23 protein-coding genes and 1 tRNA gene are annotated in these 23,113 nt (G+C 69.5%); 15 read left to right on the top strand and 9 right to left on the bottom strand.

All coding sequences use genetic code 11. From position 1 onward, the window contains the following. Window positions 1–34 precede the first annotated feature (34 nt). The 5 genes from ACXKZF_RS09510 (at window position 35) to ACXKZF_RS09490 (ending at window position 4,316) form a co-directional block, all read left to right on the top strand. On the top strand, window positions 35–1,291 hold the full coding sequence (locus ACXKZF_RS09510) for a glycosyltransferase (RefSeq protein ID WP_488984047.1): 1,257 nt from the start codon (window positions 35–37) through the stop codon (window positions 1,289–1,291). A gap of 30 nt (window positions 1,292–1,321) precedes the next feature. After that, entirely contained in the window at window positions 1,322–2,371 is a 1,050-nt protein-coding gene (gene gmd / locus ACXKZF_RS09505; protein ID WP_055953800.1) for a GDP-mannose 4,6-dehydratase, read from the top strand. A gap of 17 nt (window positions 2,372–2,388) precedes the next feature. Further along, complete coding sequence (locus ACXKZF_RS09500; RefSeq protein WP_488985983.1) at window positions 2,389–3,351, top strand: GDP-L-fucose synthase family protein; 963 nt, start codon at window positions 2,389–2,391, stop codon at window positions 3,349–3,351. Further along, entirely contained in the window at window positions 3,351–3,641 is a 291-nt protein-coding gene (locus ACXKZF_RS09495; protein WP_488984046.1) for a Dabb family protein, read from the top strand. The genes ACXKZF_RS09500 and ACXKZF_RS09495 overlap by 1 nt, the downstream gene beginning before the upstream one ends. 462 nt (window positions 3,642–4,103) lie before the next feature. Then, window positions 4,104–4,316 carry a hypothetical protein gene (locus tag ACXKZF_RS09490; RefSeq protein ID WP_055953809.1) on the top strand — a complete coding sequence of 71 codons (213 nt, stop codon included), beginning with the start codon at window positions 4,104–4,106 and terminating at the stop codon, window positions 4,314–4,316. Between the two features lie 121 nt (window positions 4,317–4,437). Here the strand turns inward: ACXKZF_RS09490 and ACXKZF_RS09485 are convergent, their stop codons facing one another. Continuing rightward, complete coding sequence (locus ACXKZF_RS09485) at window positions 4,438–5,544, bottom strand: glycosyltransferase (protein ID WP_488984045.1); 1,107 nt, start codon at window positions 5,542–5,544, stop codon at window positions 4,438–4,440. Between the two features lie 584 nt (window positions 5,545–6,128). Beyond that, window positions 6,129–6,202: transfer RNA gene (locus ACXKZF_RS09480), tRNA-Met, on the bottom strand. Window positions 6,203–6,285: 83 nt separating this feature from the next. Between ACXKZF_RS09480 and ACXKZF_RS09475 the strand changes: the two genes are divergently transcribed. Both ACXKZF_RS09475 and ACXKZF_RS09470 read left to right on the top strand, forming a co-directional pair. Next, the gene (locus ACXKZF_RS09475; RefSeq protein WP_055953812.1) at window positions 6,286–6,783 is read left to right on the top strand and encodes a DUF6328 family protein; all 498 of its coding nucleotides are present in this window, start codon (window positions 6,286–6,288) and stop codon (window positions 6,781–6,783) included. Then, window positions 6,780–7,586, top strand: coding sequence for a carbon-nitrogen hydrolase family protein (locus ACXKZF_RS09470; RefSeq protein ID WP_055953814.1), 807 nt, complete (start codon window positions 6,780–6,782; stop codon window positions 7,584–7,586). The genes ACXKZF_RS09475 and ACXKZF_RS09470 overlap by 4 nt, the downstream gene beginning before the upstream one ends. A gap of 97 nt (window positions 7,587–7,683) precedes the next feature. On the opposite strand, the gene ACXKZF_RS09465 is transcribed toward ACXKZF_RS09470, so the two are convergent. After that, window positions 7,684–8,037: a Pepco domain-containing protein gene (locus ACXKZF_RS09465; protein WP_488984044.1), complete on the bottom strand. Its 354-nt coding sequence runs from the start codon at window positions 8,035–8,037 to the stop codon at window positions 7,684–7,686. A 17-nt stretch (window positions 8,038–8,054) separates the two neighbouring features. After that, window positions 8,055–9,260, bottom strand: coding sequence for an aminotransferase class I/II-fold pyridoxal phosphate-dependent enzyme (locus tag ACXKZF_RS09460; RefSeq protein WP_488984043.1), 1,206 nt, complete (start codon window positions 9,258–9,260; stop codon window positions 8,055–8,057). A gap of 148 nt (window positions 9,261–9,408) precedes the next feature. On the opposite strand from ACXKZF_RS09460, the gene ACXKZF_RS09455 reads away from it, so the two are divergent. Continuing rightward, window positions 9,409–10,953 (top strand): S1C family serine protease, encoded by a 1,545-nt coding sequence (locus tag ACXKZF_RS09455; RefSeq protein ID WP_488984042.1) that lies wholly within the window; start codon window positions 9,409–9,411, stop codon window positions 10,951–10,953. Between the two features lie 198 nt (window positions 10,954–11,151). On the opposite strand, the gene ACXKZF_RS09450 is transcribed toward ACXKZF_RS09455, so the two are convergent. The 3 genes from ACXKZF_RS09450 to ACXKZF_RS09440 form a co-directional block, all read right to left on the bottom strand. Next, a complete protein-coding gene (locus ACXKZF_RS09450) occupies window positions 11,152–12,492 on the bottom strand; it encodes a maltokinase N-terminal cap-like domain-containing protein (RefSeq protein WP_488984041.1) in 1,341 nt (446 codons plus the stop codon). A gap of 71 nt (window positions 12,493–12,563) precedes the next feature. After that, window positions 12,564–13,502, bottom strand: coding sequence for a hypothetical protein (locus tag ACXKZF_RS09445; protein WP_055953829.1), 939 nt, complete (start codon window positions 13,500–13,502; stop codon window positions 12,564–12,566). 290 nt (window positions 13,503–13,792) lie between these two features. Next, window positions 13,793–14,437, bottom strand: a complete 645-nt coding sequence (locus ACXKZF_RS09440; protein ID WP_488984040.1) for a hypothetical protein — start codon at window positions 14,435–14,437, stop codon at window positions 13,793–13,795. Window positions 14,438–14,489: 52 nt separating this feature from the next. Here ACXKZF_RS09440 and ACXKZF_RS09435 point away from each other — a divergent pair, with 52 nt between their 5' ends. From ACXKZF_RS09435 to ACXKZF_RS09425, 3 genes are read left to right on the top strand one after another with little or no spacing between them, the layout of a single operon-like run. Beyond that, window positions 14,490–15,929 carry an ABC transporter ATP-binding protein gene (locus ACXKZF_RS09435; RefSeq protein ID WP_488984039.1) on the top strand — a complete coding sequence of 480 codons (1,440 nt, stop codon included), beginning with the start codon at window positions 14,490–14,492 and terminating at the stop codon, window positions 15,927–15,929. Further along, a complete protein-coding gene (locus tag ACXKZF_RS09430; protein WP_488984038.1) occupies window positions 15,905–17,467 on the top strand; it encodes a hypothetical protein in 1,563 nt (520 codons plus the stop codon). Before ACXKZF_RS09435 ends, ACXKZF_RS09430 begins: the two co-directional genes overlap by 25 nt. 50 nt (window positions 17,468–17,517) lie before the next feature. Next, window positions 17,518–17,784, top strand: a complete 267-nt coding sequence (locus ACXKZF_RS09425; protein WP_055953839.1) for a DUF3039 domain-containing protein — start codon at window positions 17,518–17,520, stop codon at window positions 17,782–17,784. Between the two features lie 3 nt (window positions 17,785–17,787). Here ACXKZF_RS09425 and ACXKZF_RS09420 read toward each other — a convergent pair whose 3' ends face one another. Together ACXKZF_RS09420 and ACXKZF_RS09415 are read right to left on the bottom strand one after the other, a co-directional pair. After that, window positions 17,788–18,288: a hypothetical protein gene (locus tag ACXKZF_RS09420; protein WP_488984037.1), complete on the bottom strand. Its 501-nt coding sequence runs from the start codon at window positions 18,286–18,288 to the stop codon at window positions 17,788–17,790. Between the two features lie 202 nt (window positions 18,289–18,490). Then, complete coding sequence (locus tag ACXKZF_RS09415) at window positions 18,491–19,816, bottom strand: nicotinate phosphoribosyltransferase (protein WP_055953845.1); 1,326 nt, start codon at window positions 19,814–19,816, stop codon at window positions 18,491–18,493. Window positions 19,817–20,033: 217 nt separating this feature from the next. Between ACXKZF_RS09415 and murI the strand changes: the two genes are divergently transcribed. Genes murI through ACXKZF_RS09395 form a run of 4 tightly spaced genes read left to right on the top strand, consistent with a single transcriptional unit; the run spans window position 20,034 to window position 23,049 of the window. Continuing rightward, a complete protein-coding gene (gene murI / locus ACXKZF_RS09410; protein ID WP_055953848.1) occupies window positions 20,034–20,852 on the top strand; it encodes a glutamate racemase in 819 nt (272 codons plus the stop codon). A gap of 37 nt (window positions 20,853–20,889) precedes the next feature. Next, window positions 20,890–21,615, top strand: coding sequence for a ribonuclease PH (gene rph / locus ACXKZF_RS09405; RefSeq protein ID WP_183419992.1), 726 nt, complete (start codon window positions 20,890–20,892; stop codon window positions 21,613–21,615). Between the two features lies 1 nt (window position 21,616). Continuing rightward, window positions 21,617–22,213, top strand: a complete 597-nt coding sequence (gene rdgB / locus ACXKZF_RS09400) for an RdgB/HAM1 family non-canonical purine NTP pyrophosphatase (RefSeq protein WP_488984036.1) — start codon at window positions 21,617–21,619, stop codon at window positions 22,211–22,213. Between the two features lie 17 nt (window positions 22,214–22,230). Then, a complete protein-coding gene (locus tag ACXKZF_RS09395) occupies window positions 22,231–23,049 on the top strand; it encodes a glycosyltransferase family 2 protein (RefSeq protein ID WP_243222146.1) in 819 nt (272 codons plus the stop codon). Window positions 23,050–23,113 lie beyond the last annotated feature (64 nt).

Below are 23,113 nucleotides of genomic sequence, written 5' to 3'. Positions count from 1 at the left end.
GCAATGCGTTTGTCTAGCCGTATGATGGGCCATTGTGGGCCAATCTTCGCAAACTCTCGTCTTCGGATTGAACTACCCTCCGGAGACTACGGGAATCTCCCCGTACACCGGTGCAATGGCTGCCGGGCTCGCGCGGCGCGGGCGCCAAGTTCGTGCCGTCGTCGCGCACCCTCATTATCCGGAGTGGAAGATCGCGCCGGGTTACGGGCAGTGGTCGAAGCGCGAAAGAATGGACGGCGTCATCGTCGACCGCGTCCTGCATTTCGTGCCCCGCCGGCCCACACTGGTGCCCCGCGCGCTCGCGGAGGTGAGCTTCGGAGTGCGCCAGGCGTTCGTTCGATGGGGTCAGCCGTCGGCTATCGTCGCGGCATCTCCGGCCCTTCTGTCGTCGGCTATCGTCCGCCTGCGCGCACTCGCGACCCATCGCGAGACGCCCTTCGTGGTGTGGGTGCAGGACCTGTACGGTCTAGGCGTCGTCGAGACGGGGCAGGGCGGAGGGCTCGCCGCGCGCGCACTTCGAGCCCTGGAAGCCTGGCTGCTGCGCTCGGCGTCGACCGTCGTCGTGATCCACGACCGCTTCGCGGACCGCGTCCATCACGACTTCGGGATCCCGCGCGAGCGCATCGCCGTCGTCCGCAACTGGACTCATCTCCCGCCGATGCCGCCCGTCGACGTGGCCGATGTGCGCCGGGCGCACGGGTGGTCCGATGACGATGTCGTCGTCGTTCACACCGGCAACATGGGGGTCAAGCAGGGGCTACAGCACGTCGTCGATGCGGGCCGATTGGCTCACGAAAGGGGCGAGCGGGTACGTTTCGTGTTGGTGGGCAATGGCGCCCAACGCGATGAGCTCCAGCAGCGTATCGAAGAGCACCCCACGACGACGCAGATCCTGCCGCCGTTGGACGACAAGGCATTCGCCGAGACCTTGCAGTCGGCCGACATCCTGCTCGTCAATGAGCTCCCCGGCGTGGCAGAAATGGCCGTCCCCAGCAAACTTACGTCGTATTTCGCCTCGGGCCGGCCCGTGCTCGCCGCGACCGACGCGACGGGCATCACCGCTCAAGAAGTGACCGCGGCAGGCGCGGGCCTGGTCGTTGCGGCGGGAAGCCCGGAGGCGATTCTCGACGGAGCGAAGCTCCTCGCATCCGACCGTGACGAATGCCGTCGATTCGGTGCGAGCGGAAAACGTTACAAAGAGACGGTTCTCGAGGAAACAAATGCGATCGACCGGTTCTGTAGTCTTCTCGACAATCTGACCGCCCCTGTAGGCGCTGAGCGCGTTCATTGATCTGACCCCCAAGAGATCGGCACTAGTACTTTGACGAAGCGTGCATTCATCACCGGCATCACCGGCCAGGACGGTTCCTACCTGGCGGAACTCCTGCTGTCGAAGGGCTATGAGGTGCATGGTCTGATCCGTCGTGCGTCGACCTTCAACACCAGTCGCATCGACCACCTGTACGTCGACCCGCACGACCCGGAAGCCAAGCTGTTCCTGCACTACGGTGACCTGTCCGACGGTGCGCGCATGGTCACCTTGCTGAGCCAGATCGACCCCGACGAGGTGTACAACCTCGCCGCCCAGTCCCACGTGCGCGTCTCCTTCGACGAACCGGAGCACACCGCCGACACGACGGGCACGGGGACCATTCGCCTGTTGGAGGCGGTGCGCCTCGCCGGCATCCAGACAAAGTTCTACCAGGCGTCCACATCGGAGCTTTATGGCGCGACGCCGCCCCCGCAGAACGAAGAGACCCCGTTCTACCCGCGTTCCCCGTACGCGGCAGCGAAGCTGTACAGCTACTGGATCACAAAGAACTACCGTGAGGCGTACGACATGTTCGCCGTCAACGGCATCCTGTTCAATCACGAGTCGCCCCGACGCGGCGAGACGTTCGTGACACGCAAGATCACTCGAGCGGTCGCGCGTATCAAGGCGGGGGAGGAGAACCACCTCTACCTCGGCAACCTCGACTCGATCCGCGACTGGGGCTACGCCGCCGAGTACGTCGAGGGCATGTGGCGGATGCTGCAGGCGGACACCCCCGAGGACTTCGTTCTCGCCACGGGCGTCGGCTTCACCATCAAGGACTTCCTCGAGGTGGCGTTCGGTCATGTCGGGCTCGACTGGGCCGAATACGTGCGTTTCGACGAGCGTTATCTGCGCCCGACCGAGGTCGACGCCCTCATCGGCGACCCGAGCAAGGCGGCCGACAAGCTCGGCTGGGTGCCCTCCGTGCACGGTGACGAACTGGCCCGGCTCATGGTCGACGCCGACACCGTCGCGCTCGAGCAGGGGGCGAAATGGATCGACACGGTCTCGCTGCCCAGCTGGAGCAACCGCGAACTCGTGGGAGTTCGCGCGTGACGACAGCCGTCGACGGGGTGACCTACACGCCGGGCGAGCTCGACCGAGACGCGTCGTTCTACGTCGCCGGTCACCGCGGTCTGGTGGGATCGGCCATCGTGCGCCGACTCCGGCGCGGGGGGTTCGAGAACGTCGTGGGCAAGACATCGGCGGAGCTCGACCTGAAGGACCGCGAAGCGGTCTTCGCCTACATGGCCGAGATCAAGCCGCGCTACGTCGTCCTCGCGGCGGCGAAGGTCGGGGGGATCCTGGCCAATTCGACGTACCCCGTCGATTTCCTCAGCGACAACATGCGCATTCAGGTGAACGTTCTCGACGCCGCCCTGGCGAACGACGTCGAGCGCGTGCTCTTTCTCGGATCGTCTTGCATCTATCCCAAGTTCGCGGATCAACCCATTCGTGAAGAATCCCTGCTGACCGGCCACCTCGAGCCGACGAACGACGCCTACGCGATCGCCAAGATCGCCGGCATCCTGCACACTCAGGCGGTGCGGCGACAGTACGGACTGCCGTGGATCAGCGCGATGCCGACGAACCTCTACGGCCCGAACGACAATTTCTCACCGCAGGGTTCTCACGTGCTCCCGGCTCTGATCCGTCGGTACGACGAGGCCGCGACGTCGGGCGCGGATACCGTCACGAACTGGGGGACGGGTACTCCCCGACGCGAGTTCCTCCACGCGGATGACATGGCCGATGCCTGTCTGCATCTCATGGAGCACTACGACGGGCCCGGTCAGGTCAACGTCGGTACCGGCTCGGACGTCACCATCAGCGAGATCGCCGCGACCATCGCCCGGGTGACGGGTTTCACGGGGGAGACCCGCTGGGACACATCCAAGCCGGACGGCACGCCGCAGAAACTGCTCGACGTCTCCACCCTCCGCGACGCGGGCTGGACCGCCGGCATCTCGCTCGAGGAAGGGATGGAGCGGACGGTCGCCTGGTATCGCGACAACGCAAGCGCCCTCCGCGTCTGATGTTCCGGCACGTCGTGCTGTTCCGCGTCCGCGACGGTGTGGGCACGGATGACGTCGATGCCGCCACGAAGACGCTGCGCGAGCTCGGTAGGCACGCCGGCGTCGTCTCGTGGGCCGTGGAGCGCTCTCTTGACGGTCGCAAGGGCACGATCCTCGTTCAGGACGCCACCTTCGCCGACGCCAAGGCGTTCGGTGAGTGGCGTTCGTCGGACGCGCACCGCGAAGCGGCCGATCACATGGCGCAGATCTCGGACTGGTGGGTCGCCGACTGGGAGCAGCCGACGACCTGAGTCACGGCTGGTCAGCGTGTTCGTGCGCCGCCGAGCAATACGGTCGGTGGCTGCGCCATACGGCGTGCTGCGGACGCACGGAGTCCCCGCATGTCTCGCACGTGACCTTCGTTGCGCCGAACAGGAACTCACTCATCAAAATCCTCGCCTGCGTGAGTGGTGCAAACATTGCTCAACTCTTTCCCCGTCCCCCTTCACCGACTCGCCCTGAGAAAGCGCAATGCGAATCGGCCTCGCTGATCATACGTGTCCCCCTAATGGGGGACAAGTTTCGGAGTTCTCCATCGGAGGGGATTGACGGACGCGTGGAGAGATTTTCGTCATATTTCCCGCGACACCCGTCAAGGGTTGCGTCGCCAATGCGAAATGGTCATACGATCGACGCAGTCGACGCCGTAGTCCGGCGCGACCCTGTCGCACCCCCTGGACAGGTTTTTCAGAGCAACTCGAAGGCGAGGAGCAATGCAGCACCCTTACGCGCACCATGTTGCAGACCGACCGACGTGGGCGACCCCGCTCGCCACGGTCGTCCTGTGGACCGCGGTCATCGCATTCGCGGTGGCGGGTCTAGCCATCATCACCATGCACGGCGACACGGGGGTCTTCCTCCTCGTCGCCGCTCTCATCGTGGCCGCCCCCGCAGCCGCGGCCAGCCGCTACCGCAGTTACCACTGACGACGGCTTCGTCCGGCTCCGCGCGGAGACCTCATGCCGCGGAGCCGGACGGCTGAGCAGGGATGGCAGAAGGCCCCGGATCTTGGATTCGGGGCCTTCTGTAAAGAAAGGACGGGCGCTGTTACGGCCCGCTCAATAGGGCGAGCACGCCCTCCCGGTAATTGCGGATCATCTCGTCGAGCCGTGGAGGCTGAGGCCATGAAGTACGCATGTCGGTGGACGGCGATTCGTCGCTCTGTTCCTGGAGTCCGTGAGCGAACTCCTCCGCTGAGCCTCCCGTCAGGATGACCGACTCTCCGGGCACCAGATACTCGAGTTCAGGTGCATGCCACGGCCAATCCGTGGTGATAAGCCTGCGTTTCGAGACGAGAGCATCGACTGCGATGAGCCCAACTCGTCCCGGGTTGACGATCGCCGTCGCACCGCGGAGTAGGGGAGCCTTCACTTCCGCTGAGGCGTATCCGATGTGGGTCGCCTGGCCTCGAGCGATGGCGGGCGAAAGCATGTCTTCCTGTTCGCCGCGCCCCGCCACGACCACATGAACCTGGCTTCGCCTCGAATGCAGAATGTCAAGCGCGTCAACGAGGAGATCGACTCGTTTGCTGCTGTCGAGACCCCCGATGTATGCAAGAAACGGGCCATCGGGAATACTGTGCTCGAGTCTGAACCGATGGACCTCGTCGTCGGTCGTGCTGACGAGCGCGTCTTCCAGCGCCGTGGTGTCGATGGTATTCATGACTGTCGTCACTCGACGGGGTTGAACGCCGCGGTCCAACGCATACCTCGCCCCACTGGGCACATACGCGAAGACGTGGTTGGCTCTGCGAAGCTGCCAATTTTCGATCGCGCCGTCTACGGGGTTCAAGGGCGACGTGTATGAGGCGATATGCCCCCACACTCCCACGCGGCGAGCGTTGGCGTACGCGAGCGCGGCCACGGCGTCGATAGAAGTGCCCTGATGCGGCACTATCACGGCATCGGAAGCCTTCCACAGGCGGCGGGAGTACGTCAGGGAAAGCGTCCGATTCCAGACTTTCATCTCACGCGTCTGGATCGTCTTGATCCATGGGGCGTCGGCCGCATCTCCACGCAATTTCTGCGCGTCTGTGGGTTGGCCCGCCACGATCTCGAGTTCTATACCGTCCGTCGCCAACTCTCGACGCAGACCTTCGAAGAAGGGCAGTCGATACCTGGGGACGTATGTCTGGACTATCGACAGTGTGGTCATGAAGAACTCCGGCCGGCTGAAGTGCGTTCACTTGCGATGTCGTGGGCGTCATGCGGGACGTCTACTCGGTGAAGAGGGCGCCCGCGCCAACCCACGGTCAGCACGTGAGCCGGCGCGGATTGCCTCCGTGTCGGTCGGTGTTGTCCAACCCCGGGCGTGTAGCAATTGGCGTAGCCGCACAGCCTCGTTAGTACTAATGCAACAATACGGCAGGAAAACGATCCGTTGGCGCCGCCTGAGGCTATTGACGGCGATTCTTCGTGCGTCTTGTTTCGGCGCGAATCGCGCCTAAACAACGGCCATACCTCCTCTTGTAGCGGAAGATGTGCTGGGCACCGGTGCCGATGGGTGAACGCATCTGGTGACGCCCCGGTCGGCCGGTCCGCCCGCGCCGCTGTCACATCGAAAGTGGCTCTGTCGGGGCGTAGGGAGCGCCCGATGCGGATGGCTGCGCGCCCGACTCCGTATCTCGTCCTCGTTAGCCCAGCTTCATCGCGGCGCCTCGGCGCAACTCCGCGGAGCCGGACGTCCGAGAAACCAAAGGCAAAAGGCCCCGGATCTCGCGATCCGGGGCCTTCTTCTTGTTGCGGGGACAGGATTTGAACCTGCGACCTCTGGGTTATGAGCCCAGCGAGCTACCGAGCTGCTCCACCCCGCGGCACAAGAGAAAACATTACGCCGAGATGAACGGCATGGCAAATCGGGACGCGCAGCCCGGGAGTGTCGCGAGAGAATGACCCGGTGAGCAACACTTTCGATGATCTGGCCGACGGACGCCCAGAAAGCCCCGCGCAGCGCGCTGATCGCAACTGGAACGACATCCTGCAAGAACTGCGGGTGCTGCAGACCGGTACGCAGATTCTCACGGGCTTCCTGTTGGCGTTGGCGTTCCAGGCCGCGTTCGCTGATCTCGTCCCGGCGCAGCGGACGTTCTACCTGGCGCTGGTGTGTCTCGCGGCGCTCAGCGCTGTCGTGGCGCTCGCACCCGTGGCTCTGCACCGCGCGGTCTTCCACCTGCAGGTGAAGCCCGCGCTCGTCCGATTCGGGCATGACGCCCTCCGGGGAGCGCTGGCGCTCGTGTCGATTCTTCTCGTCGGCGTGGTGGTGTTCGTGTTCGACGTGGTGGTCGGCTTCGCCGCCGCCGTGACGGCGGGAGTCGTGCTCGGGGCGGTGATCCTCCTACTCTGGGTGGTGGTGCCGGTGTTCATCCGGCGCGGGGGGAGAGAGGGCGCGCCATGAGTCAGGACACCGTCGGCGTCGCCGTGGCGCAGTTCGCGCCCGTGGCGTCGCGCGCCGTCAATCTCGACCACATCACCGCCGCCGCCCGCACGGGAGCGGAGCGTGGCGCGCGCGTGGTGGTGTTCCCCGAGTACTCCAGCTACTTCGTCGACCCGTTCGACGACACCCTCGCTGCGAACGCAGAAGACATCGACGGCCCGTTCGTCGCCGCCCTCACCGTGCTGGCGGGCGAGCTCGACACGGTGATCGTCGCGGGTCTTCTCGAGAAGGCCGACGACGGTCGACGGGTGCGCAACGCGGTCGTCGCCGTGGGCGGAGACGGCGTCCGTGCGATCTATCGCAAGCTGCACCTCTACGACGCCTTCGGGCAGCGCGAGTCCGACTGGGTGGAGCCGGGCGAGATCGCCCCTCCCGAGACCTTCGAGGTCGCCGGACTGCGCTTCGGTCTGATGACCTGCTACGACCTGCGCTTCCCCGAGGTCGCGCGCACGCTCGCCGACGCGGGCGTCGACGTGGCACTCGTGCCGGCAGAGTGGGTGCGGGGGCCCCTCAAGGAGCATCACTGGCGCACGTTGCTGCACGCGCGCGCGATCGAGAACACCTTCTTCGTCGCCGCGGCCGATCATCCGCCGCCACTCGGGGTGGGGCACTCGATGATCGTCGACCCGCAGGGGGTGACCGTCGCTCAGGTGGGCACATCGACCGACCTCGCCGTCGCGCACATCGATCCGGATGCCATCGAGCGGGTTCGCCGGGTCAACCCGGCGCTCCAGCTCCGTCGTTATCGCGTGACCCCTCGCTGAGTCTGGAGGCGTCACGCCCTGAGGGGCCCTGACCGGCGTCGTGCGCGTCCGAGCTGCGCCGAGGCGAGAGTGCCGGCGTCTCGCGTGCCGCGGGCGCTCAGTCCTTCGCGGGGGGCCGCACGTCGACACCTCGCCGCGTCAGCGTGATCTTCACCGACGCCTCCGCCCCCGCTTCGGCGATGAACAGCAGCTGGCCCTTCGCGCTCAGGGTCAGCCCCACCTCGATCTCGGCGACGCCCCACCCCGACTCGGCGTCATCGATCCCGTCACCGATCTCGACGAGCTTCTGCACGGTGTCGCGCCAGTTCTCCCGCAATGCCTCGACGCTCGCATCGACCACTCGGCCGCCGCGGTCGCGGAGGCCCGGAGCCCGGCCCGTGCCCTGCTCGTCAGTATCTCCCGACGCCGCGGGCGAAGGCACGTAGATCTGAACGGTCCAGTCGTCGGTCATTCTCGGCTCCTCCGGCCTCACGACACCGTCATCCCGGCGAGGCGCTCGGCCGCATCGGCGAGCACCTCGACCCTCTTGCACGCCGCGAACCGCACCAGCGTGGCGTAGCGGTCCCGGTGGGCGGGAGAGACGAAGGCGGTGAGCGGGATGCCGACCACTCCGGCGCGGGCGGGCAGCTCGCGGCAGAACGCGTCGGCGTCGGTGGCGCCGAGCGGGGCGGCATCCACCACCGTGAAGTACGACCCGCCGGGGGTCGACACCTCGAACCCGGCGCCGCGCAGACCGGTGCCGAGCAGCTGGGCCTTCTCGGCCATCTCGGAGGCGACCGATGCGAAGAACGCGTCGGGCAGACGCAGACCGACGGCGATCGCGGGCTGGAAGGGCGAGCCCCCCACGTACGTGAGGAACTGCTTGACGGCGAGGACGGCGGTCACGAGCTGGGCGGGGCCGGTGACCCAGCCGGTCTTCCATCCGGTGAGCGAGAAGGTCTTGCCCGCCGACGAGATCGAGAGCGTCCGCTCGGCGGCTCCCGGAAGCGTGGCGATCGGCACGTGCGGCCCGTCGAAGACGAGATGCTCGTACACCTCGTCGGTGACGATGATCGCGTCGTGCAGATGCGCGAGCCGCACGACCTCGTCGAGCACCTCGCGCGAGAACACCGTGCCGGTGGGATTGTGCGGGTCGTTCACGAGGATCACCCGCGTGCGATCGGTGACCGCGGATGCCAACTGCTCGAGGTCGGGCTGGAAGTCGGGCCACCGCAGCGGCACCGGCACCAGCTTCGCGCCCGACAGCGCCACGCACGCCGCGTACGAGTCGTAGTAGGGCTCGAAGACGACGACCTCGTCGTCGGGGGAGTCGATCAGGGCCAGCAGGGTCGCCGCGAGCGCCTCGGTCGCCCCGACCGTGACCAGCACCTCACGCTGCGGGTCGAGTTCGAGACCGTAGAAGCGTCGCTGATGCTCGGCGATGGCCGACAGCAGGTCGGGGAAGCCGCGCCCGGGGGCGTACTGGTTGACGCCGCGGGCGATGGCATCCCGTGCCGCCTCAAGAACCGGTGCGGGCCCGTCCTCGTCGGGAAAGCCCTGACCGAGGTTGAGGGCGCCGGTGGCCGCGGCGAGCGCGCTCATCTCGGCGAAGATCGTGGGGACCGAGGAGCCGTCGGGGGCGAGCAGGCCCGCGCCGCGGGCCGTGCGCTGCCAGGCGCCGGGAAGCTGGTGCATGGATCCAGCATGCCGCACGCGCGCCGGGGGCAAGGGGGAATGCTTCGCGGTGCGTTGCTGCTAGACCCATAGAGGCGGCTCACTTCTGTCATAGGTGACCCACAGCATCCGTGGTCATCGTAGAAGCGCCTGGAAGAAGGAGCATCCCATGAGCGACACCACGGACAACCGTCCCGAGGGTAACGACCACAGCCACACCAGCGAGCCTTCGCCTCAGCACGAGACGCCCGCCCCCGCCGCGCACACCCCGCCGGCCGCGACCTCGCGTCCCGACGTGCCGCCGGTGCCCACGCGCTCGCCGGCCGCCGCTGCCGCCGCGTGGCCCCCGCCCGCCGCCGGGACCGCGACCCCCCAGCCCGGTGCATCCGCCCACGGCGCCTACGCCTCGGCTCCCTCCGGTGCACCGAGCCCCACGGGCCACGGGTTCGGCCCCGCCGCCACGAACGCGCACCCCACTCTGGCGTTGCCCGAGTCGGCATCCACCCCCGCCCGCAAGAAGAGCTCGGCACCCCGCATCGCCGCGCTCCTGGTGGCAGCGGCCCTCGTCGGAGGTGGCGCGGGCCTGGGCGGTACGTACGCCGGACTCAGCCTCTGGGGCGGCGAGAACGCTTCGAGCGTCGCCGGTCCCACGGCCATCACCGTCAATGACCCGCAGGACGTCAACGCCACCGCGGCGGTCGCCTCGAAGGTCGTCCCGAGCGTCGTCACCATCAGCGCCACCGGCTCGCAGGCCGGCGGCACCGGATCGGGCGTCGTCCTCAGCGCCGACGGATACGTGCTCACCAACACCCACGTGGTCACCCTCGACGGACAGACGGGCGACGCACGGATCTCGGTCACCACGTCGGACGGCAAGGTGTACGCCGCGACCGTCGTCGGCACCGACCCCACCTACGACCTCGCCGTCATCAAGCTGCAGAACGTGTCGGATCTCACGCCCATCGAGTTCGGCGACTCCTCCAAGCTGAACGTCGGCGACGCCACCGTCGCCGTCGGGGCTCCGCTGGATCTCCCCAACACCGTGACCACCGGGATCGTGAGCGCGTTGAACCGGTCGATCCAGGTCGCCTCCTCGGCCGCACCCAGCGACGGCTCCGACGAGCAGCAGACCGAGCCCGGACAGGAGAGCCCGTTCCGCTTCGACTTCGGTCAGGGCCAGCAGTCGCAGTCGGCGAGCCAGACCATCAAGATCGCCGTCATCCAGACCGACGCGGCCATCAACCCGGGTAACTCCGGCGGCGCGCTCGTCGACGACGAGGGCAAGCTGATCGGCATCAACGTCGCGATCGCCAGCGCCGGCGGCTCCTCGTCGGGTGGGCAGTCGGGCAACATCGGGGTCGGCTTCTCGATCCCGGCCGACATCGCCAAGCGCATCTCGTCGGAGATCATCGAGAACGGCTCCGCCACGCACGGTCTGCTGGGCGCGTCGGTTCAGGATGCCGCCTCCCAGCAGGGGGCGACCACCACCGGCGCTCTCGTGGCCGAGGCCGTCAGCGGCGGTGCAGCGCAAGCCGCGGGCCTGACCCAGGGCGACGTCATCACCGAGTTCAACGGCATCCCGGTCACGAACTCCATCGACCTCACCGCCCAGGTGCGCGCGCTCGCCGCGGGCGCCGAGGCCCAGGTGACCTACCTCCGAGGCGGCCAGGAGCGGACCGCCGAGGTGACACTCGGTTCGATGCCGACCAGCTGACCCTCGCCGTCACCGGCACGACGCCACCCCGCGATGCGTTTCGCGGGGTGGCGTCGTTGTGTCACGGCGGAGCGCGGCACCGACCACGGTTCCTTCGACGAGCTCAGGAACCTCCACCGCGACCCGGGCGATCGAGCCCGGTGACGACGGAGGTCCCTGAGCCTGTCGAAGGGACCGGAGCCGGCGGGTACGACTCCCTCAGTCGAGCGGCGCGAGACGGCCGATCGCGGCCAGCGGAATGCCGATCCAGTCGGGACGATTGCGGGTCTCGTAGATCGCCTCGTAGACGGCCTTGTCGAGTTCGAACGCGGCGAGGAGCGGATCGTCGTCGGTGCGCACGGCGCCCGCGGTATCGGCATAGCCGGCGAGGAAGGCCTGCTGCGCGTCGATGACCCACGCGCGCACCGCGTCACCGTCGTCGTCGGCCACCGCACCCGAGACGTAGTCGAACGAGCGCAGCATTCCGGCGACGTCGCGCACGGCCACGTCGGGCAGCAGCCGCTCTTCGATCGGCCGCAGGGGCTCGCCTTCGAAGTCGAGCAGGACCCATCCGTTCGAGGGGGTGTGGAGCACCTGTCCGAGGTGCAGATCCCCGTGCACGCGCTGAAGGGACGGCCACGGCGCACGCGCGGCGGCGGCGTACACCGCACGGATGCGATCGGCGTAGGGGGCCAGCGCCGGCACCTCGGCGAGGGCGATGGCGAGTCGTCGGTCCCACGCGCCGACCACGGCCGCGCGATCGGCGTCGTCGGGTTCGCGGGTGGGGAACTGTGCGGCGAGGGCGACGTGCATGCCCGCGACGCTGGTGCCGAGGGCATGAGCGCGCTCGGCGAAGTCCTCGCCGGCCGCGGCGGCATCCAGTGCGACGCGCCAGGCATCCTCGACGCCGTCGAAGAACTCCTGCGCGAAGGCGAGCGAGCCGCTCACCGGCACGCCCTCGGGCGTCATCCACGATCCGCGGACCTCGCCGATGGCCGCCGGAACGAACGTGGCACCGCCAGCTGCCAGAGCCGACTGCAGTTCGACATCGGGGTTGATGCCGGGGTTCACCTGGCGGAAGAGCTTGCAGATGACGGGCACACCGGCGGTTCCCTCGTCGGGGCGGAAGATCAGCGACGTGTTGGACTGCTCGCCGCTCAAGACCTTCGCGGTCGCGCGCGCTGCCGGCGTCTTGCCGTCCGACATCGCGAGGGCGAATCCGATGAAGCCGTCGCCGGGCGCGCCGACTTCGCCGCCGGCGGTCACCCACGAGTAGAGCTGGTCGGTGAATCCGGCGTCGGTCGTGGCATCCGTCCACACATGTCCCTCTCCGGACGCGCCGATGAGGCTGCCAGGCGGAACCGATCCCTCCGCGCGGACCGCGACGGGGACCTGGTAGACGATGGCCGGGTGCACGGCCTCATCGCGCACGAGCAGCAGCCGGACGTCGTCATCGAGAGGCCAGTCGGCCACGATGGTGAGCCGCGGGTCGCGGCCTTTCGTGCCGTACCAGCGCTGACGCGGCATCCAGACAGCGAGGAGATCGAGAAGGTCGCCCATGCCGTGAGGCTAACGCGCCACGGGGCCCGTCGCGCAGGACTTGCGCGCGGGGCGGTCTCGATGAGAAGGGGTCAGTCCGTCTCGACGGTGTCGACGGTCTCGGCGTCGGCGTCGCGCTGACGACGGTGGGGGAGCGCCTTGCGCGCCACCGAGCCGGTGCGTCGCCCCGCCGATCCGACGGCGTCGGCGATGACGGAGCCCGCGCGGCGGACGCCGCCCACGGCGCTGCGCTCGAAAGGCTCGCTGCCTTCGCGCGGCTCGAGATCCGCGGGCAGCGCGAGCGGGGGACTCCCGAAAGCGCGACGTGCGTTGACCAGCACCCGCCGGCCGAGGATGTGGTTGCCGGTGCCGCCGACCACGGCGCCGACGCCGAAGGGCAGGGCCTTGCCGAGCCAAGACGCCCCGCCACGGGTGGCGAACTGCCGCACGAACGAGGTCTTCAGCCGGTCGACGAGGGGGCCGACGGCCGCGCGCGGAAGGGTCTTCGTGATGAGTTCGCCCCAGTACCCCGAGCGGGTGGTGCCGCGGCCGGCCGCCTGCGCGGCGAGCTGCGAGACGAGGTCGACGCCCTCCTTGCCGAGCATCAGCGCGAGCACGAGGGCCCGCCCTCGGTCGGGGTCTTCGACGGCGACGCCGTGGACCTCCGCGACCGACTGCGCGTAAAGGGCGGTCGCCTCGAGGAATGCGACGGTCTCGACGCCGCTGAGGGCAAGGGTGACGCCGGTGCCGATGCCCGGCACGACGGCGGTGGCCCCGACGGCGGCGCCGCCCGTGGTCACCGCGGCGAGGTAGCGGCGCTCGAGGATCCTCAGGATCTGCTCGACGGTGGCATCCGGATGCCGGAGGCGGATGCTGCGCAGGTGCGCGAGCACGACGGGTCGCTGCACCGACAGCACGCGGTCGAGCATGCGGATCGTGCGGGGATGCTCCTCCGATCCCGCGGGTGGGAGTCCGCCCGTCCACGGGGCGTCCTGCGGGAGGGAGTGGATGCGGTGCACCTTCTCAGCCATGACCTCATCCTCTCCCGGCCGGCTCGACGTGCGCCGTGACTTGACGGCGGAGCGCGGATCCGTCGGGCGAACGCATCGGCCCTCCGGCGCAGACCCTTGCTCGGTCTCGCCGCACCGGAGGCCGCGCAGCCCCGGGGCACCGACGCATGTGGAACCGGCGTCGGCAAGAGGAAGGGCGGTGTCGGAGGGGGTTGGTAGTTTGGTGCGATGACAGCGTCGCTGCCGGAACCCCGAGACTCGTCCCCCTCTGACACCGAGGGCGTCGCGGCGAGCGTCGAACCCGCGGCCCGTCAGACCCCGTCGACCCCGCGCGCACCGCGGACCACGCCTGCGAAGCGTCCGCCGGCTCGCACCCAGGGCGACGGGGCGTCCGAAACCGACGCGTCGACCGGTGCTGCGGCGGCGAAACCGGCCTCGAAGCCGCGCGCACCCCGTGCCCCGCGCACGGCGGCGGCACGCGCCTCGGCGACGACGGCTCCGCGTACTCCCGCGGCGAAGAAACCGGCGACCGCGCGGACCGCCGCGAAGAAGCCGGCTTCGCCGCGCGCCTCCGCCGCCTCGACCACGACGGCGTCGCCGATCCCTGCGCCTCCGAGCACCGCGTCTGCCTCCGCCGCCGAAGAGGCGACGGTCGACGCGGCCGTCGTCCCCGCGGCGGCGTCGGTGGATGCCGCTGACGCGCGTGTCGCGGAGGACCAGCCCTCGTCCGCGGATGCCGTGGGCGCACCGGCAGACCTCGACCAGCCCGCAACCTCGGAGGCTGCGGACACTCCTGAGACGACCGGGGCGGCGGCTGTCACGCCGGTGACTCCGGGGGCGCCCGCTCCGGCGTTCGATTCGCCGGCCGCGGACGAGACCGATCCGACGAGCCCGGCACCGTCCGATCCGGACCTCGTCGCGCCCCAGGCCGCGTCCCCCGTCGCGTTCGATGACATCGTCATCCCTCCGCGACCGCCGCTTCCCGGCGCTCTCGCGGCGGAGGCGCCTGTGGCGGACGGGATCGACGAGCACGTCGCCCTCGACCCGACGCCGGCAGATGTCGCCGTCGAGGAGCCGGTGATCTCCGGTCCGCCCGCCGCGGAGTCGTCCGCTGACGGCTCGCCGACCACAGCCGACGAGCCCGCCGCCGAAGATGACCTCGAGCCCGCCGCATCCGATGTCGAGGTGATCGTCGCGACCCCGCTCGACTCGCGCGACGACGCCGACGGTACACGGGCGACGTCCCAGGTCCCCGACGCCGGGGACAGCGCCGGCGCCAGGTCTGTCGCACCGGATGACGTCCCGGGTGCGCGCACGTTCGACGACACGCAGATCGATGATCCGCAGGATCCCACTCCGCCCGACGTTCGCTTCGACGACGAGGTCCCAGCCGGCGAGACCTTCGACACCCCGGTGCCCGACACCGCTGACACGCCTACCGAGACGCCCGTCGACACGGACGCCGAGGCGTCGCCCGCCGACACCGCGATCCCCGCTGACACGGACGCCGAGGCGTCGCCCGACGCGGTCGTCGGAGGCGCGGTCACCGCGGACACGTCCACCGGCACAGACGTCTCCGCCCACTCCGCCACCGACGAAGAGGCGTCCGCTGATTCGGGCACCGTCATAGCGGCATCCACCGACACAGCGGCATCCACCGATCCGGCCGGCGACGCCGGCGACGCCGCCGTCCCCGCGCTCACGCTCCGCCACATCACCAAGACGTTCGGCGAGCTCCGCGCCGTCGACGCGATCGACCTGACCGTACCCGCGGGCTCCTTCTACGGTCTGGTCGGCCCCAACGGCGCCGGCAAGACCACGACCCTGTCGATCATCGCGGGGCTGCTCCGCGCCGACGGGGGCGACGTGACGATCAACGGCGTCGATGCCAAGAAGCGGGCGCGCGAAGCGAAGAAGATGATCGGCGTACTGCCCGATCGCCTGCGCACCTTCGACCGTCTGACGGGTCGCCAATTGCTGTCGTACTACGGTGCGCTGCGGGGGCTCCCCAGCGGACTCGTCGAAAGCCGCATGGCCGACCTCGCCCGCGCGTTCGACCTCGTCGACGCGCTCGCGCGGCCTGTCTCCGACTACTCGGCGGGCATGACGAAGAAGGTCATGCTCGCGGGTGCGATGATTCATTCTCCGCGTCTGCTCGTGCTCGATGAGCCCTTCGAGGCCGTCGATCCGGTGTCCAGCGGCGTCATCCTCGACATCCTCCGCACCTACGTCGACCACGGCGGCACGGTGATCCTGTCGAGCCACGGCATGGAGCTCGTCGAGCGGGTGTGTTCCCGCGTCGCGGTCATCGTGTCGGGCCAGGTGCTCGCCGAGGGCACCGTCGACGAGGTGCGCGGCGAGGGGACGCTCGAGCAGCGTTTCCGCGAACTGTCGGGCGGACTGGGCGACGTGGAGGGCCTCGAGTGGTTGCACACGTTCTCCGCCTGAGACTGGCGATGATGCTGGGCGCCCTGCGGGGCGACCGGCGCGACGTGATCCGGCGGGCGATCGGCGTCGTCGTTCTCATCGCGGCCACCGTCTTCGCGGCCATGAGCGCCGCCGGTCTCGCAGATGCCGACCGCCTCACGACAGCGGTCGTCACCGTCCTGGCCGGTTCCGCGGTGACCCTCGGGTTCGCGGTCGGTCCGCCCGTCACGGCCTCGATCGACCCCCTCGATCCGCGGCGGTTCGCGGTCGTGGGCCCCGAGCCGCGTCCGCTCGCCGGGGCGCTGCTGCTCGCGGGCTTCTGCAGCGTGCCCGTCCTCGTGACGCTCGTCCTCGGCGTCAGCGTCGCCGTGGCGTGGGGCGCGCACGGTGCCTCGGTGGTGGCGGGCGTGGCATCCGTCGTTCTGGGGCTCACGACGTGCGTGCTGTTCGCCCGCGTCAGCATGGCGCTCGGGGCGCTCGTGCAGCGGCCCCGGCAATCCCGCGAACTGATGAGCGTCTACCTCATCGCGGTGCTCGTCGTCGTCGTGCCGATCGGGGTGTTCCTCGGATCGCTCGAGTGGCGCGGCGCGGTGCCGTCGCAGCTGGCGTCGGCGGCCGAGATCCTGTCGTGGACGCCCGTCGGGGCCGCATGGGCCGTCGGCCTCGCACCGACGACCGGAGCGGCCGTCGGCAGCCTCGTCGTCGCGCTCGCGACCGTGGCGCTGCTCACCCTGGCGTGGTTCGCCCTGGTCGAGGTTCTGCTCACCACGACGCGTCGTCCGGCCGCAGTGCGCGAGCGCGGCGGACTCGGGTGGTTCGCGCTCCTGCCGGGCACCCCGGGGGGAGCCGTCGCCGCCCGGAGCCTGTCGTACTGGCTGCGCGACCGGCGATACATCGTCAACGTCGTGATCGTGCCGATCGCGGCCGTGGTCTCCACGGTGCCGCTGCTCGTCGCGGGGGTGCCGTTCGAGTTGGCGGTGCTGCTGCCGGTGCCGATCATGGCGCTGTTCTTCGGCTGGCTGCCCCACAACGATCTCGCGTACGACTCCACGGCCCTGTGGATGCACATCGCCAGCGGCGTGCGCGGCATCCCCGATCGCGTGGGGCGCCTCGTGCCCATCCTGCTCATCGGCATCCCGATCCTCGCCGTCAGCCTGCCGCTCGCGATCGTCGCGCACGGTCGCTGGGCGATCTTCCCGGCCATGGTCGGCGTGTGCGCGGCCCTGTTCCTCGGCGGTCTGGGTTTGTCGAGCCTTTCGTCGGTGATGGCCCCCTACGCGGTATCGCGGCCGGGTGACAGCCCCTTCCAGCAGCCGCAGCGCACCGGCTCCGGCGGGGTCGTCGCACAGGGACTCGTCATGCTCGGGGCGGTGCTCACCGCGCTGCCCGCGGGCTGGCTGACATGGCAGGCCATCAACGGCACCACCATCGACGCGATGTTGGCGCTCTGGGTCGGTGTGGGCGCCGGTGCGGTCGTGCTGATCCTCGGAATCGTGGGGGGCGCCGTGGTCTACGAGCGCCGCGCCACCCGCCTCATGGAGTTCGCCGAAGCGACCTGAGTCGAACCCGTCCGACCGCCGAGCGTGGTCCGCGGCTACACTGGCTCTCCATGAGCACGCCTCTCGACAGTCCTGACAGCGGGGGTCTCGCGACCCTGGATCGAGAGCTCGAAGAGCTCATCCGCGAAGAGAACATCGAGCCCGGCGACCATGAGCGCTTTTCGCACTACGTGAAGAAGGACAAGATCCTCGAGTCGGCCATCACGGGCAAACCGGTGCGCGCGCTCTGCGGCAAGAAGTGGACCCCGGGTCGCGATCCCGAGAAGTTCCCGGTGTGCCCGCAGTGCAAAGAGATCTACGAGTCGCTCGTCAAGTGAGCGTCAGCTGATCTCCACCGAGGTCGTCGCCGCCGCCGACCCGTCGGAGCCGAACAGCATGAGCGTGAAGCGATAGGTGCCGCTGGGCAGGGGGTGGCTGCCATCGGCCGGGTAGGTGCGCGTGTCCTGCACGTATCCACCGATCGGGATGCTGAGCACCCCCGTCATCGTCGACGGCCCGAGCGGTCCCTCCACGGAGACGACGTACGGGATGACCGCCACTCCGGGGTCGCGCACGGGCCACCACACGATGTTCTGGTCGTACCGCGCGCGGACGTAGACCGCGATGGGCCCCCGGTTGCTGTTCGTCGCGGCGTCGTACTCGTGCAGGTCCTGCGCCGCGAAGTCCGAGCTCGGGCGGATCTTGGCGACCGGGACGCTGCCTCCCGACGCGGCGAGGGCGGGGGTCGCAGTCGCTGCGACGATCGCGGGCACCGTCCAGGCTGCTGCAGCGATGGCACCGCGGCGTGTCGGCTGAGGGACTTCGCCTGCGGGGTGCGGCATGAGGGTCCTTTCCCGCGATGCCGTCGGCGGGATCGCACAACCATTCACGCTAACCGGGCGGCCGAACCGGCAGAGCCCGATGCGGGCTCCGATCACCCGACGTCTCACCTCAGCGCCCCACGGTCCGTCGACCCGTCCGTTCACGGTGCGCCGAACCCCGCACCGGTCCCGATCGGGTCCTTCGCCGGCCCCTGGCGGCCGGTCAGCCCGCCTCGCGGTACTCCGTCGGCAGAGCGGGCTCCGACTTGCTGAGCGCCAGCGCCCGCACGGGTAGCTCCTCGCGCACGCGGGCATGGTGTCGGCGTGCGGCCTCGACGCCTTCCGGGCCGAGGGCTGCGGTATCGGCCTCACCGTCGCGCATGAGCGTCGTCTGCAGGGGACGGGCGTCTGGATGCTCGGCCGCGGTGGACAGTTCTTCGAAGCCGTCGCTGACCATGATGAGTTCGGCGGTCGCGGTGCCCCCGTCGAGGGTGCGGAACGCGGCCTTGCGGCCCCCGTGCGAGGCCTTCTGCGTCGATGCCTTGGCGACACCCACCCACGACCCGTCGGTCGCTTCGCGCGCGACGAGCTTGAAAACCAGACCGGCGGTCGCAACGCCCGATCCGGTCGCGACCGAGGTTCCGACGCCGTAGGAGTCGACGGGGGAGGCCGCGAGGGCGGCGAGAGCGTACTCGTCGAGGTCGCTCGTGACGGTGATGCGCGTGCCCGTGGCGCCGAGTTCGTCCAGTAGCGCCCGCACCTCGCCCGCGACGATCGGCAGGTCGCCCGAGTCGATGCGCACGCCGCCCAGCTGCGTGCCGGCCACGCGCACGGCCGTGCGCACGCCGTCCGCGATGTCGTAGGTGTCGACGAGCAGCGTGGTACCGCTGCCGAGCGCGTCGACCTGCGAACGGAACGCGTCTTCTTCGCTGTCGTGCAGCAGGGTCCACGCGTGGGCGGCGGTTCCCATCGTCGGAACGCCCCACTGCCGCCCCGCCTCGAGGTTGCTGGTGGCTGAGAAGCCCACGATGTACGCGGCGCGGGCGGCGGCGACGGCCGCCTCCTCGCTTGCGCGACGCGAGCCCATCTCGGCGAGCGGTCGGTCGCCGGCGGCGACGCTCATGCGCGCGGCAGCGGTGGCCACGGCGGAGTCGTAGTTCAGGATGCTGAGCGCGAGCGTCTCCAGCAGTACGGCCTCCGCGAAGGTCCCCTCGACGGTCAGCAGCGGCGAGCCGGGGAAGTACACCTCGCCCTCGCGGTAGCCGGTCACCGATCCGGTGAAGCGGTAGTCGGCGAGGAAGTCGAGGGTCGTGGCATCCACCACCCTCGCATCCCGCAGGTAGCGCAGCTCATCGTCGCCGAAGCGGAAGTCGCGGATGGCCCCGAGCAGCCGGCCGGTGCCCGCGACGACACCGAAGCGGCGCCCGCCGGAGAGCCGGCGCCCGAACACCTCGAACACGCAGCGGCGCGAGGCCGTACCGTCGCGGAGGGCCGCGTCCAGCATCGTGAGTTCATAGCGGTCGGTGAGCAGAGCAGTGCTGCGCGTCATCGCGCCAGCCTATTCCGGCGCCCCCGCCGTTGCCGCGCCCGCCGCGCATGCACGCGCCCGGGTCGCCCTCGCCGGTGCACGACTTCGACGTTTCCGCGCGTCTCCGCCGGATGTCCGCGTGAACCGTCGCTCCCGCAGGAGTCCTACGGGGGACAGCCCGGCGCGGTGCACCCGCACGACCTGCTCGACTCCTGCCCGCCCGGTAGGCTGGCACCCTATGGACGACGCGCCGATCGGGATCTTCGACTCGGGTGTCGGCGGTCTCACCGTCGCCCGGGCCGTGTCGGCGCAGCTGCCGCGCGAGTCGATCCTCTACATCGGCGACACCGCCCGATCGCCCTACGGCCCGAAGCCGATCGCCGATGTCCGCCGGTACGCCCTCGAGGTGCTCGACACCCTCGTCGAGCAGGGCGTGAAGATGCTGGTGATCGCCTGCAACACCGCCTCGGCGGCGATGCTCCGCGACGCGCGGGAGCGCTACGACGTCCCCGTGGTCGAGGTCATCGGCCCCGCCGTGCGCACCGCCATGTCGACCACCCGAAACGGCCGGATCGGCGTCATCGGCACGGTCGGAACCATCGGCTCCCGCGCCTACCAGGACATGCTCGAGGTCAACGAGCGCCTGACGGTGTTCGCCGAGGCCTGCCCGCGCTTCGTCGAGTTCGTCGAGGCGGGCGTCACCGACTCGCCCGAGGTGCTCGCCACCGCCGAGCAGTATCTCGCCCCGCTGAGGCACGCCGGCGTCGACACCCTCGTGCTCGGTTGCACGCACTACCCGTTCCTCGAGGGGGCGATCAGCTACGTGATGGGCCCCGACGTCAGCCTCGTCTCCAGCGACAGCGAGACCGCGAAAGACGTCTTCCGCCAGCTCGTCTCGCGAGACCTCCTGGCGAGTCCGGATGCCACTCCCCGCCACCGCTACGAAGCCACCGGCTCGTCCGCCGACGACTTCCTTCGCCTGGCGCACCGCCTCATGGGCCGCGAGGTGCGCGAGGTGCAGCTCGTGCAGACCGGCGCCATCGACCTGCCGCGCTGAGGCGTGGCATCCCCGTTCCCGTTCCTCTGGAGGATCCATGACCCGCAAAGACGGCCGCACCGCCGATCAGCTCCGCCCCGTGACCATCGAGCGCGGGTGGTCGGCGCACGCCGAGGGCTCGGCGCTCATTACGTTCGGCGGCACGAAGGTGTTGTGCACCGCGTCGTTCACCAATGGCGTGCCGCGGTGGCTGAGCGGCAAGGGCAAGGGCTGGGTCACCGCCGAGTACGCGATGCTGCCGCGCGCGACGAACAGCCGCAACGACCGCGAGAGCATCAAGGGCAAGGTCGGTGGGCGCACGCACGAGATCTCGCGCCTGATCGGGCGGGCGCTGCGCGCCGTCGTCGACACGAAGGCGTTGGGTGAGAACACCATCGTGATCGACTGCGACGTGCTGCAGGCCGACGGCGGCACGCGCACCGCGGCCATCACCGGTGCCTACGTCGCCCTCGCGGATGCCATCGCCTGGGGACGCGAGAAGAAGTTCATCGGCCAGCGCTCCGAGGTGCTGCGCGACTCGGTCGCCGCGGTGTCTGTGGGCATCGTCGACGGCGAGCCGCTACTCGACCTGGCCTACGTCGAAGACGTTCGGGCTGAAACCGACATGAACGTCGTCGTGACCGGCCGCGGCCTGTTCGTCGAGGTGCAGGGCACCGCCGAGGGTGCACCGTTCGACAAAGCGGAGCTCGACCGTCTGCTCGAACTGGGCGTGAACGGGTGCGCCGAGCTGCGCGGCATCCAGACCGCGGCGCTCGAGGGCTGAGATGGCACGCGTCGTCCTCGCCACGCACAACCCGCACAAGGTCGAGGAGTTCCAGGCGATCGTGGCCGAGGTGCGCCCCGACCTCGAGGTCGTCGGCTACGACGGACCCGAGCCGGTCGAAGACGGCGTGACCTTCGCCGAGAACGCCCTGATCAAGGCGCGCGCGGCCGCGGCCCACACGGGGCTGCCCGCCCTCGCCGACGACTCCGGCGTCGCTGTCGACGTGCTGGGCGGTTCGCCCGGTGTGTTCTCGGCGTACTGGGCGGGGCACAAGAAAGACGCCACCGCCAACCTCGAGCTGCTGCTCGACCAGCTGTCCGACGTCGCCGACCCTCACCGCACGGCCCAGTTCGTGTCGGTGATCGCGCTGGTGGATCCGCGCGGCGCCGAGGAGACGGTCGAGGGCCGGTGGCCCGGTCGCCTGGCGATGAAACCCGCCGGACCGGGTGGTTTCGGGTATGACCCAATCTTCGTGCCCGACGGTCAGCTCGCGGGCGTGGAGCGCACTGTCGGCGAGTGGACGGCGGCCGAGAAGAACGCGCACTCGCACCGCGCCCGGGCATTCGTTCAGCTGGCGCCCCTTCTCGCGTCACTCTGAGCGTGTAGACCGGATCGATGACCGTGCTGCCTTCGGTGTCGATCGTCGTCCCCGCCTTCAACGAGGAGACGGTGATCACCCAGTGCCTCGAGGCCATCGTTCGTCAGACGGTTGCCCCCGTCGAGGTCCTCGTCGTCGACAATCGGTCGACCGACGCCACCCGAACGGTCGTCGAGCGGTTCATCGCGCGGCATCCGGACGCCGGCATCCGGCTGCTCCGTCAGGATGACAGGCAGGGACTCGTCCCGACCCGAAACCTCGGAATGGATGCCGCGATCGGCGATGTGCTCGGCCGGATCGACGCCGACACGGCCCTGAAACCCGACTGGGTGGCCCAGGTGTCACAGGTGTTCGCGTCGGGCGAGGTCGACGCGGCCTCGGGTCCGGTGGAGTACTACGACCTCCCGTTGCGTGCGATCGGCCAGCAGGTCGACGATGCCTTCCGCCGCCTCCAGGTGCGGCTCGCGGGCGACTTCGTCTTCCTCTTCGGCAGCAACATGGCCCTGCGCGCGGATGCCTGGCGAGACGTACGCGAATTCCTCTGCGACGACGAAGACGACGTCATGCACGAGGACCTCGACATCGCCGTCCACCTCGCGCTGGGCGGCCGACGCATCGTCTACTCCTCTCAGATGGTCGCGGCGATCGGTGCACGGCGCCTCGACGACCGTCCGCGCGACTTCCGTCGTTACATCGACCGCTTCGAGAACACCTACTCGGCGCACGACATCCGCGACGTACGCCTGCGCGCACCGATGGCGGTGTTCCTGAGCGTCTATCCGGCACTGCACATGCACCGGCGGGTGCAAGCGCAGCTTCGGGCTCTGCGCAGCTGAGGCGGCTCCGAGCGCCCTGCGGTGCGGGAGTCGTGAGTCGTCGCCGCTTTCGTCGGGAGCGCTC

This window comes from Microbacterium sp. ABR10 (assembly GCF_057812175.1).
This window is presented reverse-complemented; position numbering and strand designations above follow the sequence as displayed.

What these genes read in the sequence shown, in the direction of transcription:
- ACXKZF_RS09455 (WP_488984042.1), top strand. Translation starts at nt 9,409, where the DNA reads ATGAGCGACACCACGGACAACCGTCCCGAGGGTAACGACCACAGCCAC.
- murI (WP_055953848.1), top strand. Translation starts at nt 20,034, where the DNA reads ATGGACGACGCGCCGATCGGGATCTTCGACTCGGGTGTCGGCGGTCTC.
- ACXKZF_RS09415 (WP_055953845.1), bottom strand. Translation starts at nt 19,816, where the DNA reads ATGACGCGCAGCACTGCTCTGCTCACCGACCGCTATGAACTCACGATG.
- rdgB (WP_488984036.1), top strand. Translation starts at nt 21,617, where the DNA reads ATGGCACGCGTCGTCCTCGCCACGCACAACCCGCACAAGGTCGAGGAG.
- ACXKZF_RS09450 (WP_488984041.1), bottom strand. Translation starts at nt 12,492, where the DNA reads ATGGGCGACCTTCTCGATCTCCTCGCTGTCTGGATGCCGCGTCAGCGC.
- ACXKZF_RS09465 (WP_488984044.1), bottom strand. Translation starts at nt 8,037, where the DNA reads ATGACCGACGACTGGACCGTTCAGATCTACGTGCCTTCGCCCGCGGCG.
- ACXKZF_RS09495 (WP_488984046.1), top strand. Translation starts at nt 3,351, where the DNA reads ATGTTCCGGCACGTCGTGCTGTTCCGCGTCCGCGACGGTGTGGGCACG.
- ACXKZF_RS09470 (WP_055953814.1), top strand. Translation starts at nt 6,780, where the DNA reads ATGAGTCAGGACACCGTCGGCGTCGCCGTGGCGCAGTTCGCGCCCGTG.
- rph (WP_183419992.1), top strand. Translation starts at nt 20,890, where the DNA reads ATGACCCGCAAAGACGGCCGCACCGCCGATCAGCTCCGCCCCGTGACC.
- ACXKZF_RS09485 (WP_488984045.1), bottom strand. Translation starts at nt 5,544, where the DNA reads ATGACCACACTGTCGATAGTCCAGACATACGTCCCCAGGTATCGACTG.
- ACXKZF_RS09490 (WP_055953809.1), top strand. Translation starts at nt 4,104, where the DNA reads ATGCAGCACCCTTACGCGCACCATGTTGCAGACCGACCGACGTGGGCG.
- ACXKZF_RS09445 (WP_055953829.1), bottom strand. Translation starts at nt 13,502, where the DNA reads ATGGCTGAGAAGGTGCACCGCATCCACTCCCTCCCGCAGGACGCCCCG.
- ACXKZF_RS09425 (WP_055953839.1), top strand. Translation starts at nt 17,518, where the DNA reads ATGAGCACGCCTCTCGACAGTCCTGACAGCGGGGGTCTCGCGACCCTG.
- ACXKZF_RS09420 (WP_488984037.1), bottom strand. Translation starts at nt 18,288, where the DNA reads ATGCCGCACCCCGCAGGCGAAGTCCCTCAGCCGACACGCCGCGGTGCC.
- ACXKZF_RS09460 (WP_488984043.1), bottom strand. Translation starts at nt 9,260, where the DNA reads ATGCACCAGCTTCCCGGCGCCTGGCAGCGCACGGCCCGCGGCGCGGGC.
- ACXKZF_RS09440 (WP_488984040.1), bottom strand. Translation starts at nt 14,437, where the DNA reads ATGTCATCGAACGCGACGGGGGACGCGGCCTGGGGCGCGACGAGGTCC.
- ACXKZF_RS09395 (WP_243222146.1), top strand. Translation starts at nt 22,231, where the DNA reads ATGACCGTGCTGCCTTCGGTGTCGATCGTCGTCCCCGCCTTCAACGAG.